Origin of the sequence: Aporhodopirellula sallentina SM41 (assembly GCF_000346505.1) — a bacterium.
In the GTDB taxonomy this organism is placed as follows: domain Bacteria; phylum Planctomycetota; class Planctomycetia; order Pirellulales; family Pirellulaceae; genus Rhodopirellula; species Rhodopirellula sallentina.
The window spans coordinates 74,384-87,117 of the sequence record NZ_ANOH01000407.1; the positions used below are offsets into that span (position 1 = coordinate 74,384).

At 58.4% G+C, this 12,734-nt stretch carries 8 protein-coding genes; 4 read left to right on the plus strand and 4 right to left on the minus strand.

What is annotated here, in order from left to right; all coding sequences use genetic code 11:
- The first annotated feature begins 116 nt into the window (after window positions 1-116).
- Together RSSM_RS26515 and RSSM_RS26525 are read left to right on the plus strand one after the other, a co-directional pair.
- Window positions 117-1,259, plus strand: coding sequence for an FHA domain-containing protein (locus tag RSSM_RS26515; protein WP_160168181.1), 1,143 nt, complete (start codon window positions 117-119; stop codon window positions 1,257-1,259).
- Between the two features lie 335 nt (window positions 1,260-1,594).
- The gene (locus RSSM_RS26525) at window positions 1,595-2,758 is read left to right on the plus strand and encodes a lipopolysaccharide biosynthesis protein (RefSeq protein ID WP_236621409.1); all 1,164 of its coding nucleotides are present in this window, start codon (window positions 1,595-1,597) and stop codon (window positions 2,756-2,758) included.
- Here RSSM_RS26525 and RSSM_RS26530 read toward each other — a convergent pair.
- From RSSM_RS26530 to RSSM_RS26540, 3 genes are all read right to left on the minus strand, one after another.
- Entirely contained in the window at window positions 2,719-3,906 is a 1,188-nt protein-coding gene (locus tag RSSM_RS26530; RefSeq protein ID WP_008687041.1) for a ribonuclease D, read from the minus strand. The two genes, RSSM_RS26525 and RSSM_RS26530, sit on opposite strands and share 40 nt — an antisense overlap.
- 153 nt (window positions 3,907-4,059) lie before the next feature.
- Window positions 4,060-5,718 carry a sodium:solute symporter family protein gene (locus RSSM_RS26535; RefSeq protein WP_008687043.1) on the minus strand — a complete coding sequence of 553 codons (1,659 nt, stop codon included), beginning with the start codon at window positions 5,716-5,718 and terminating at the stop codon, window positions 4,060-4,062.
- The gene (locus tag RSSM_RS26540; protein WP_008687045.1) at window positions 5,715-6,059 is read right to left on the minus strand and encodes a DUF3311 domain-containing protein; all 345 of its coding nucleotides are present in this window, start codon (window positions 6,057-6,059) and stop codon (window positions 5,715-5,717) included. The genes RSSM_RS26535 and RSSM_RS26540 overlap by 4 nt, the downstream gene beginning before the upstream one ends.
- Before the next feature lie 455 nt (window positions 6,060-6,514).
- Here RSSM_RS26540 and RSSM_RS26545 point away from each other — a divergent pair, with 455 nt between their 5' ends.
- Window positions 6,515-8,332, plus strand: a complete 1,818-nt coding sequence (locus RSSM_RS26545) for an SLC13 family permease (protein WP_008687047.1) — start codon at window positions 6,515-6,517, stop codon at window positions 8,330-8,332.
- 336 nt (window positions 8,333-8,668) lie between these two features.
- On the opposite strand, the gene RSSM_RS26550 is transcribed toward RSSM_RS26545, so the two are convergent.
- Entirely contained in the window at window positions 8,669-9,556 is an 888-nt protein-coding gene (locus RSSM_RS26550) for an alpha/beta hydrolase (protein ID WP_236621410.1), read from the minus strand.
- A gap of 802 nt (window positions 9,557-10,358) precedes the next feature.
- Between RSSM_RS26550 and pflB the strand changes: the two genes are divergently transcribed.
- Window positions 10,359-12,674 (plus strand): formate C-acetyltransferase, encoded by a 2,316-nt coding sequence (gene pflB / locus RSSM_RS26555; RefSeq protein WP_236621411.1) that lies wholly within the window; start codon window positions 10,359-10,361, stop codon window positions 12,672-12,674.
- Window positions 12,675-12,734 lie beyond the last annotated feature (60 nt).

Here is a 12,734-nt window from a genome sequence, read left to right on the forward strand (position 1 = left end):
CCCGAGCGATTGTGGCGGCGAAAGCGACTAAGATCGGCACGCTCAGGCGATTAGCCAATCCACCGTTGTTTCGCTACAATCCATCGCTCTCCGCGAGCCAGCCTCGTACGCCATTCATGCGCAAGCGAGCGGCACTGTATCTCACGGAGCCTGTCGTTTCCCCGGATGAGCAGTTCTTCCGTTGCCAGCATCAGCATCCAACCAAGCCCGACCTTATCCTCTCAACTGGCAGCCGTGCCGGTTTGCTGGCACCGATCCACCCTGGCTTCTACCTCATCGGGCGGGATAAAAACTGCCAAATCCGGCCCAAAACGCGGTCGGTCTCCCGAGTCCACTGCCTGCTCTACTTCGGCGTCGACATTCCCCAACCGCTCGACGATCCGGACGGGGAACTGCTGCGTCCCAACGCCCAGGCCGCGGCGACGCAGGGTCGTTTCCATGTGATCGACCTCAACAGCACCTCGGGAACAAAGCTCGACGGAGAAAGACTGCCGCCTCGGTGTTGGACCGAGGTGACCAACGGAACGGAATTACGATGTGGCAAAATGGCGTGGAACGTCGTCATCGAACCCATCGAAAAAGTCGCCGCAGCCGCCGAACCGGCCGCAGCTCAAGCGACCGCCTCCGCCGCGGCAACCGCTCCCGCCACGCCACGGCGCATGCCTGCCCCCGTGACCGCGGCCCCACCTGAGGGCTCCGAAAAAATGCTGACGGGCAACGCTTGGCAAGGAGCCGACGTGGCGGCGTTCCTGGCCGCCCACGACGACGCCGACCGCGAAGCCCGTTACGAAAATATTCGGGCGAAGTCGAAGATGAAGAGCGACGAGTCGGGTTTGCTCGACGAAGACGACAACACCGACGACGGCAGCCAATTTCTCAATTCGGCCGCCTCCGGCCTCAGTCTCGCGACGACCGAAACCGTCACCGAGGTACCGCTGTCGGACGCCCCCACCCTTTCGGAAGCTTCCAACGCTCCGACGTCACCGACCACCCCAATCAAGAGCCCGGCAGAACAGAAGGCTGAAGCCGCCCGCGCCAAACGCGAAGCGAGAAACAAGAAGGCGAGCGAGAAACGAGCCGCCCGACGGGCTGAATCGGCGAAACGTTCGGCGGCCCTGGATGGCGAAAATCCATTGTTGGAAAAGATCAAACTCGTTTTGGCGGTCGCATTGACGATTGTTGTCCTGGGTTTTGGCGTCTATCAATTCATTCAATTCCGCTCCGGCCCACCGGCGCGTGTGGTCGACGGGATCGATTGAGTTGGAAGACCAATCTCGACGGCGAACTTTTTTGTTTTGCCTCGAAGTGATTACCGAGTTTCTCAACGCAGAGTATACTCGTGCCGCAAATGTTCCCGTAATGTCCTGTCGTTCTCGCACCGTCGACGGCGGCTTCACCGCCCAACTCCGCCTCCATGATGAACGACACCGCCCCGACCGCTATTAGCGAGCCGCCGCCGGTGGCAAAAAGCGGCCTGGAGGATGTCTCGGACGGGGTGGCCCTTCCGCCAAACGTCACCCAATCAGGAAGACTGGGCAAGATAAGTTCGTTTGTGCAAACGGTGGGCTTTGCCTTTGCCATCGTTGCCCTGCAAATGACGCAAGGTATTTTGCTGGCCCGATTGCTCGGACCTGAAGGCCGCGGGCAATATGCAACCACGGTCCTCTACGTACAACTGCTTCTGTACGTCGGACTCTTCGGCGGCCTGGAAGTGATCTGCCGGTACGCGGCCGAAGGTAAAACCGACATCCTGCGTCTACGCCGCGCCGCAATGTGGCTGGGCATCACGACCGGAACGATCACCACGTTGGTCGCGGTCGCCTTCAACGTGTTGGCCTTACCGGAAGAGAAACGCTTCCTCATGCCGCTCGGTTGCCTGTGTGCGATCAGCATCATCGGCCAACACGTCATGCTGATCATGACCGCTGTTGATCGCGGTGCCGGCAAGTTTGCTGCTTACAATATGCTGCGTTTCGTCGCCGCGGCTGTGTTTCCGACGCTGTTGCTGATCGCCGCGATTCTAACCAACGTAACATTGACACTGGCGTGTGGCTTGTTCGTTGTATCGTCGCTGATTTCGATGGCGGCCTGCATGCACGGGATTCAAAAACCGCTCCGGGGCGACAGCCAACCGCCGGTCGGCCAACTCCTCCGCGAGAGCAGGCCGTACGGGATCGCAATGCTCGCGACGGACCTCTTCGAGCGGCTCGACCTGCTCATGGCGATGTGGTTGATCCCTTTGGTCACGCAAGGTTTTTATGCGGCGATGGTTCCGGTGGTCTATCCGTTGACGGTGATCCCAAACACGCTCGGCATCTTTCTGTTCAACGCTGGTGCCGATGACAAACGGACGCTCACCACGCGAGACGTTCATCGCATCCTTGGCGGATCGATCGCCATTCAAACGGTCTCAACGATCGCCTTCATGTTGCTCGTCGGACCACTCGTTAATCTGGTCTACGGGGAAGAGTTCGATCCGGCGGTCCGCTTCGCGTTGTGGCTCGCACCGGTATCGGCGATCAAAGGAATCCTGCAGGGACTGGACAGCTACGTGAAGGGTCGCGGCCGCCCGCTCGCACCGATCCGTTGCCGGATTGTCGCGTCAATCGTGATGATCGCCGTTGTGGCGGCGTTGCTTCCTTCCCAAGGCGCCGTCGCGATTGCGATGGCCGCGCTGGTCGGCCAGGTGCTCTGCCTGATTTGGCTATCGGCGATCGTTTATACAGACGTCTCGCAGTCGAAAAACTCGAGCGGCTGATCCTCGGTCACGTCCGCAACGCGGATTGCGAGTTTGCCTTCGAGTATTTTCCGGAAACTCTTGCCCACGATCTCTCCTCGCCATCCTTCCAACAGAGCCGGCGTCGGAGTCCCGCGTCGCGGAGTCAACTCGTAAGCGAGAAGATCCTTCACGTCGTCCGAGTTCCCAACGATCGCCGGGGACAATTTGTGTTGGCGACTGATGCAGGCGATCGAAGTCGACAAAAACTGACTCAGCATTGGAGAAGCGTTGCGTGAGCGTCCGCGAGTCCGCTTCGGCAGATCTTCATCGGGCGTTTTCAATGCGGTGTCGATCGCCGCGGCAATCGCGTCATATTGGTCCTGAAAGTTACGACGTTCGAGCCCACGGATGCCGCGAATCTTCTTGGTATCGGCTGATCCCCGTCTAGCCAGTTCGACGATCAGATCGTCTCGCATCACGCGTCGTGGCAAGCGGTCTTTCGATTTCGCAACATCCTCGCGCCACAACCACAGTTGCCGCACGATCTCTAGCTGCCGTGGCTTCAACCCCGAACTGCCACTGACCCGGTGCCAATTCTCCGATGTCTCGGCATCGATCACCTTGTTCTGCAGACGCATCGTCTCTTCCTGAACCCACTCGAGTCGATCGAGGTCGTTGATATCCACCAACAACTTGTCGTACATCTCACGCAGATTTGTCACATCATGCAGGGCGTAGGTGAGTTGATCTTTGGTCAACGGACGATGCCGCCAATTCGTCCGCGTTTCCCCCTTGGGCAACGTCGTACCGACCAAACGCTGCACCAATGTGCCGAGCGACGCCGGGTACTCGATGCCGACAAATCCAGCCGACAACTGCGTGTCGAACAGACCGGCGATCGGTTTGCCGGTGTAACGATACGCGAACCGAATCTCCTCCCTCGCCGCGTGCGCCACGACGGTGCGTCCGGGAGTCACCAGGAGATCCCAAAAAGCACGTGTGTCCCCGACCGGATAGGGATCAATGATCGCCAGGTGGTCACCCGCTGCGACCTGGACGAGACACAATTCGGGCCGATAACAGTCCTCCGAGACAAACTCGGTGTCGAACCCGATCACGCTCTCGGAGGAAATCTTCTCGCAGAATTCTGCGAGATGCGATTGTGTCGTGATCGATTCGTAGTTCACCTGCGGATTTCCCGACAATCGTGTACAAAAATAGCGTCGCAGAAAGACTGTAGCGGGCGAACTACCGTTGGTCGAGTAGGAGGCGGCACCCCCTAACGACCAAACGAATCACTGGGTCACGCCTCGGCAGCGTGACAACCATCGACTTTCTGCTCAAAAGAACTTCTTGAGCGTCTCGGGCTTCGGCTTCGGCGTCACCAACGAAACCACCACCGTCGTGATCAGGCAGCTCAAAAACATCACCACGACGGGCATGATTTCAAACTCTTCGCCCCCCCAAGACACCGGGAATTTGAACTCCCGCAGTCCCTTCGGCGAGTTAATGCCGTGATAGAACAGGATGCTCCAACTGATGATCGCCGCGAACACGCCGCTGATCGCACCCGCCGCACTCAGCCCACGCCAATACAGCGCCAGGAACACGATCGGGAACAACGCACTGAATCCGCTGAAACACCAAACGCCTAACGCGAACACGCTTGTCGGGTTCCCCAGGCTCAGGAAATACGTCACCGCGACGATACCGATGATAAACATCCGGGTCGTGAAAACCTGCTGCTTATCGCTGACATTTTCCTCGCCCTTGTAGTGAGTATAAATGTCGTTGCTAAAGATCGTGCCGATGCACAAGAACTGGCTATCGAGGCTGGACATGATCGCGGCCAAAATCCCTGCGGCGAGCAACCCGCCCAAGACCGGACCGGTCTGCGTTTTGACCAAGAATGGCAACACCGCGTTGGCGTTGACTCGATCGGTGCCGGGAATCAAAGGCAACCGTGGGGCCAAATCTCCCGTCGCCCAGACGCCAACGAGCACGCACGGCACCCAAACGATCATGATGAAGAGAGGGTGACAAATCACCGGCACCTTGAACGACGACGCACTCTTGGCCGTCATCCAGTGCTGGAACAGGTGCGGAAACATTCCGACCGACAAAGGGATCAACAAATAAGTAAAGAACAGACTCTTGCTCATCTCGGAACGGGTGGCCCTATTTTCCGGAATCGATTCGCCGAGCACCTTGAGGTTGGCCATCAATCCGTCCTGACCACCGAGCCTATGAGCGATCACCACAAAGGTGACAACGCCCAACACCATGAACACCAACGTCTGGAACGTGTTCGCCCACGTCGTTCCACGCATCCCGCCCATGAAGACGTACACCAACACCACGGTGCAAATCAGCAACGCACCCAACGGCGTCGGGATCCCGCCATGCAGACCTCGGTTCGGACTGCCGTCGGGTAAAAGAACAGGGAACCAGTCCGGTGAGAGCCCCGCGGTCAACGTCTGCACCACCGTCCCGCCGCCGATCACGCCAACGAGCAGGTAAGGAATGACAAGCCCGACCAAGATCGGGAACAACAACAAACCGATGAAGTCGCTGTCGAGTCGGTCGCGGAAGAACTCGATCTGAGTCGTGTAGCCGTGCTTCCGGGCGAGCTTCCATACCTTCACGCCGATCAAGAAAAAACATAGCGAGTGGATGATGCCGCTACTGCTTGCCAGCATCCCGTAAACCCCCACGCCTTCCTTGAACGCCTCGCCGCTGCTTCCAACCAACGCGAACGCCGTCATCGTCGTCCCGAAGATACTCATCAACAACAGGAACGGGCCGATCGAATGGCTGGCGACCTGGTAGTCTTCCTTCGTCCCACTGAACAGCCGACTCGAGAACACGCCGAGCAGCAGGAGCAAACTCAGGTAGATCAAAATAATGACGAACTGAGGCAATCCTGAATGATTCAGCCAGCCCTCTTTCGCCGGAGGAGCCTGAGCGATCAAAAACGCAATGGAGGTTAACGAATTCATTTCTCACCCTCCTTCTCTTCGGGCGCGTTCACAGCAGCAGCGTCATTGCGTGGGCTCGTCGTCACCTCAAATTCCGGCTCGATCGGCCACGCGATCCGCGTCGCCAGAAACCAAGTAAACGAGGCCCCGATCGACAAACACGCATGCCAAAACAGCCCGACGGGGATGACCCCGAACACGAGACGACCGTCAGTCCAAAACCAATTGTCCTGATGCAAAATCAACAACAGGAGAACGAGCGCCGCAATAATCCACAGTCCAGAATGTCCACCGTCGCGTGACGATTCGGTTCGAGACGGTGATGCGGCAGACGCATCGGAGGCGTGTGGGGATTCAGTCATATCCGGCAATAGGTAGGCAGGGAGGGGAGAAATTGGAGGGCGATCGGCGAGCCGAAAACGAACGTCGGAAGTAGTTTAGTGTCTAGACGGGGGCGACGACATCGGGGCTTTGAATTACCCTATTCGCAGGCCCGATTCACCCGGCAACGCCGCAGACTCAATCTCTCTCAGCATCCTCTCTCGGCATCGAACGACTCGATCGCATTATCAGTGCCGCAAAGTGGACGCTTGCCCATCGGACAACACCGCAGCTGACGATTGATCCAAATGGGTCAACGCAAAAACCGCGGCCAAGCGATTGGGCGATGACGTTGGCAAATTGGGCCATGACGCTGGCAATCCGCCGTGAGGCTGCAGTTCGCGATGACGCTGGCAATTCACAGAACTCTGGCAATCCAGAACACTGGCAACAAAAAACCGACGCGTAACGATCTGTTCCTTAACGTTTAAAGTTCATGATGATTCCGGCTGATTGGCAGATGTGGCTTACCCTCGCGGTTGCGGGAGGACTGCTGCTGAGTCTCGCGATGCGATTGGCCGCCACCGACCTGCTCGCGTTGGCCGCGTTGACGGTCTTGGTGTTGGCCCAAAACTTAACCGGCACCGACAAACTGCCCACGCCGACCGAGGCCGCTGCGGGTTTCGGTAACAAAGGGTTGGTAACGATCGGGCTGTTGTTCGCGATCGTCTCAGGACTCGAACTCACCGGTGGCACGGAACTGGCGACCGGATGGCTACTCGGCGGCGTCAAAGGGCTCCGCAGCGCGCTGGTCCGGATCCTGCTGCCGGTTGCCGCGTTGTCGGGTTTTTTGAACAACACCCCGGTGGTCGCCGCGTTGTTGCCCGTCGTCCATGATGTCAGCAAACGCATCGGTGCCTCGCCGAGTCGGCTGCTGCTACCAATGTCGTACACCGCCATCCTCGGCGGGATGTGCACGCTGATGGGGACCAGCACCAACCTGATCGTCCGCGACCTATATACCGAGAAATTCACCGGCGAGAGCGCGCTCGGTTTCTTCACACCGGCCATCGTCGGCATCCCGGCCACGATACTCGGTTTGGTTTACATGGTCTTTGCGTCACGTTGGCTGCTCCCCGAACGCAAACCGGCGGTGTCCGTTTCGGACGATCCGCAAAAGTACACAGTCGAAATGCAAGTCGACTCGACCGGCCCGCTCGTCGGTCGCACGATCCAACAAGCGGGTTTGCGGGCGTTGCCGGGTTTGTATGTTGCCGAGATCCAGCGTGCCGATGGCCGGATCGAACCGGCCAAACCTCAACAACGTCTCTACGGCGGAGATGTCCTGATCCTCGTTGGCGCGTTGGAAAGCGTCGTCGACCTCAGAAAGATCCGCGGGCTGACCACCCCGGACGGCCAATCGAGAAAACTCGAGGTCCCCGCATGGCAACGGACGTTGATCGAAGCCGTCGTCAGCCCGCGATGCTCGCTGATCGGAAAGACTATCCGCGAAGGCAAGTTCCGCTCGAACTACAACGCCGCTGTCGTCGCGGTCGCCCGTGGTGGACAACGCTTGATGGGTAAACTCGGTGACGTCCGAATCGAACCGGGGGACGTACTGTTGCTCGAGGCATCGCCGTCGTTCCTTCACCGGCAACGCGGGTCGAGCGATTTCTATCTCGTCAGCCGGGTGGAACATGGCGAAGTGCGACGGCACGAGAAAGCCACGCTGTCGCTGATGATCACCGCCGCGATGGTCCTGGTCGCGGCCCTAGGCGTGATGGAAATCCTGACTGCGGCGATGCTGGCGGCGGTTGCGATGATCGTTTTCCGCTGCTGCACCACAGGCGAAGCACGACGCAGCGTCGACTGGTCGGTGTTGATTATCGTCGGCGCGGCCATCGGCATTGGCGAAGCGATGTGGAAGAGCGGCGCCGCCGAAGCGATCGCGACCGGCCTGCTGCAACTCGGCGGCAATAGCGAGATACGCATCCTCGCCGCGGTCTACCTGGCAACAGTCATCTGCACCGAATTGGTAACCAACAGCGCCGCCGCCGTGATCATGTTCCACATCGCTTGGTCCGCCGCGGCGACAATGCAAATGGACCCAACACCTCTGATCGTCTGTGTGATGATCGCAGCGTCAGCCAGCTTCCTGACGCCGTTCGGCTATCAGACCAACACGATGGTTTACAGCGTCGGGGGCTACCAACTCAAAGACTACCTTCTCTTTGGTCTGCCGCTGAGCCTGCTCGTGTTCTCCATCTCCATGCTGATGCTGACATGGTGGTACGGGCTCGCCTGGGCTGCATGACAGCGTGCAGCATGACAATGCGCTGAATGACAGCGTGCAGCACGCCGCGGCAATCGCAGGTGCGCGGTGAGCAGCGCGCGCCTGCAACGGCGTGCTCATCAACGCAGCCGCCAGAAAACGAGTACCTCATGTCAACTTGATTTTCGGGTTGTGGACGAGGCGACGAGTCCTTGATGCACTGGTCACGCAAGGGGATTCGTTGCGTCATCCACTACGATTCCACCCGAAAGCCACGCTGCAGTGGAATACGAGGCCGAATAGATCTAGGCTCAGTTCCCACCGGGAAGTTTAACAACTTCCACTACGTCGATGCGGTATTCTTCGCCGGTGTAGCGTTTAGGGGCGTTCGATCCATGGGTTTTCCGACTCGCTTATCCTCACGTTCTCTTTGAGGAAGTCGACGATCGCCGGGATCACCGTTGACTCTTCGTTGATCAACGCCGGACCGCTCAAATTCGTCGACGGCATCTCCAACTGATAACCCGATGCCTTGCCCCGGTTGAATCGCTTCTTCACCGACTCGAGCCGACTGCCGATCCGCTCGGACTCTTTGCCTTGCGGGCTCCCTTTGCCGGCCACAATCATCGTGGGCAGGCGGACGAGGTTTTTGTCCGTAATCGGCGTGTTCATCGCGAGCCCGTTGAGGTTCTTTTCAGGTGACACGTACACGAGCCCCTTCACGTCCTGGCCCTGCTTCATCCGGCCTACGCTAGGAATTTTCCAGTCGCGTACTGCCCAGTAACCGGCGAGAATCGCCCCCTCTTCGACGCCGATCAGACACAACGCGTTCAGATTCAACCTGCCCGCGTTGTTCTCCTCTTTGAGGAACTGCTTCGCTTCCTCGATGTCGTACCGGACAATCGCCTCGACGTCGCGGCGTCCCATCGTTGCGATATTGAATTCCTTTTCTTCGCCCGAACGATCCATGTACTTTTTGCTGTTTCCGTGACCGCGGTACTCCACAACGAGCACACCAAAACCGGCCTCACGCAGGGCCACGCACAGCTTCAGGTAAGGCGCCCCTTGCCCTTTCCACTCGTGGATCAGAATGACCGGCGCCCCTTCCTTGCCTTGTTTGGAGGGAAAGTAGAACGAGTTCAGTTTGATATTGTCCTTCGTCGTCAGACTGACGGGGCGAGGCTTCAACGCAGGATCCGTGTCCTCCTTCGCGTTCCTCTTTCCACGCTCCTGAGCAGCCACGGACGTGACCAGTGAAGCGGACACGACCGCAATCAGACCGAGCTTCACGAAAGCAGCGACGGGGAGAACTGCGAAAAATTGACGACGTTTCGAGTGATTCCAGGTGCGGCGAAAAGGCATCTTGATCCGTTGCGTGGGGAGAATAGGCGAGGAAAAGTGGCGAGATATCGAGATGAGAATGTGAATTCGGGCAGACAGCGAATCCGGACGGTTGATCAGCCGGGAACCCCCGACGCTAGCCAAAGCATGTCTGCCCGGTGCGCAAGCGAGTGATTGCGTGTGATCACTCGCTAGCCGTTTTGTCGATTTAATCAAGATTCAACCTGTTTTCGTTTAACCGGTAGCCGTAGGCGACGTGCAGTAGCAAGTAGGTCGCCTTTGGCTGCCCGTTAGACGAATAAATCAACAGCCCGTAGCGCAGCGGGCCAGGAAATCAACTGCCCGAAGACGAATTCCGAGCCCGCATCTCGACGTCATTCTACCCCAATCTAGCCCACAATGCAGAGAATCGGCATAGAGAATCAGCGCAGTGAATCGGTCTCGCACGCACGTGTGATCCGATCCGCACACGCTCGCCGCGGATCAATCGCACGGGTGTGCGGAGCAGCACTCCCAGACCAATGCGACAACTTGCCTCGACGCACGACGGGAAAAGACAGCCCCCTAGCAAGCACAATCACGGCCCGCATCCCCTCCTATTCATTCGCACACCATTTCGCGGCATCCGGGTTGCGACCTCGCGAGAGGGAAAAAACATAGCTGCGTCGCGTGATTTTGCGCGGCCAAATCCGCGTACCGCGCTCATCTGATGGAGCTGATTGAAAACATGTCAACAACCCTGCCCAACTCGCCTGCCGACTCGACCTACGTAACCTCCGAGTCCCCCACTTCCGAACCGAACAATCAAACGAAGGACGACGCTTGGCGGCAGTTTCGACCTGGGAATTGGGAAGACGAAATCGACGTTCGAGGATTCATCCAAGCCAACTACCAACCCTACGCGGGCAACGACGAGTTCCTCGCCGAACCGACCCAACGCACACGAGACCTATGGGATGACCTCAAAGTTCTGCTGGAAAAGGAACGCGAAGCGGGCGGCGTCCTCGATGCCGACACCGAAGTCGTTGGCAAGCTCACCTCACACGGACCGGGTTACATCAACCAAGACCTCGAACAGATCGTCGGCGTCCAAACCGACGCGCCGCTCAAGCGTGCCATGCTGCCATACGGCGGCGTCCGCATCGCTCAGAAAGCCTTGCTCGCACACGGCCGGCAGATGGATGAGGCAACCGCCGACATCTTTGCCAAACACCGCAAAACCCACAACGACGGCGTCTTCGACTGCTACACCTCGGATATCCGCAAAGCACGTAGCGCCGGAATCGTCACGGGCCTTCCCGACGGTTACGGACGCGGCCGAATCATCGGCGACTACCGACGCGTCGCCCTCTACGGCGTGGACCGACTGATCGAAGACAAGAAACAACAGTTCGACTCGATCGAAGATTTCGCATTCAGCGAATCATGGGTCCGCGAACGCGAAGAACTTCAAGACCAAGTCCGCGCCCTCGCCGATCTGAAAACGATGGCTGCCGCCTACGGCTTCGATATCTCGAAGCCTGCCACCAACGCCCGCGAAGCGGTGCAGTGGACTTACTTCGGATACCTCGGTGCCATCAAAGAACAAAACGGTGCCGCGATGTCGTTCGGCCGTGTGAGCACGTTCTTCGACATCTACTTCGAACGTGATTTCGCCGAAGGCACGCTGAACGAAGACGAAGCACAGGAAATCATCGATCACCTCGTGATGAAAATGCGAATCGTTCGGTTCATCCGCACTCCCGACTACGACGAACTGTTCTCGGGCGACCCGACTTGGGTAACCGAGAGCATCGGTGGAGTCGGCGAAGACGGCCGATCACTGGTCACCAAAACCAGCTTCCGCATGCTGCACACGTTGGTGAACCTCGGCACAGCCCCGGAACCCAACCTGACGGTGCTGTGGAGCGAGAAGCTCCCCGAAGCGTTCAAAGACTACTGCGCAAAAATCTCGATCTCGACGAGTTCGATCCAATACGAAAACGACGACCTGATGCGTCCATATTGGGGCGACGACTACGGAATCGCGTGCTGCGTTTCGGCCATGCGAATCGGCAAACAAATGCAGTTCTTCGGCGCCCGAGCCAACCTCGCCAAAGCAATGCTTTACGCGATCAACGGCGGCCGAGATGAAAAGAGCGGCAAACAGATCGCGCCACCAACCGAACCGATCAAGGGCGACTACCTCGACCTCTGGGAACTCGATGCCAAGTTCGACACCACCCTCGATTGGTTGGCCGAGACATACGTCAAAGCGCTCAATATTATTCACTACATGCACGACAAATACTCGCCCGAACATCTCATGTTCGCCCTCCACGATCGCGAAATCTATCGCACGATGGCGACCGGCGTCGCAGGATTGTCCGTCGCAGCCGATTCACTCTCGGCGGTAAAGAACGCACGCGTCCGCATCATCCGAAACAACGAAGGATTGGCGGTCGACTACGAAGTCGAGGGTGACTATCCGGCGTACGGCAACAACGATGACGAAGTCGATTCGATCGCTTCCGAACTGATGGAACGCTTCATGGAGAAAGTCCGTCGCCAACCGATGTACCGCAACGCCGTTCCAACGCAATCGGTCCTGACGATCACATCCAACGTGGTCTACGGAAAGAAAACCGGCAGCACCCCGGACGGGCGAAAAGCCGGCGAACCGTTTGCCCCCGGTGCCAACCCGATGAGCGGTCGCGATAAGAAGGGAGCCGTCGCCGCGATGGCTTCGGTCGCGAAGATGCCATACGAACACGCCCAAGACGGTATCTCGTACACGTTCTCGATCGTCCCCGACGCCCTCGGCAAAGACGCTCAAATGCGACAGGACAACCTTGTCGGGCTGCTCGACGGGTACTTCGCCGAAACCGGGCACCACATCAATGTCAACGTGTTCGACCAACAAACCCTCGTCGACGCGATGGATCACCCTGAGAAATACCCGCAACTCACCGTTCGAGTTTCGGGCTACGCGGTGAACTTCGTTAAACTGACTCGCGAGCAACAACTCGACGTCATCAACCGCACCTTCCACAGTGCGATCTGACGTTGGGGTCGACTTCGTCGCGGGCAGGTTTCATCAACCTGCCCGTCATCGTTTCTGCGG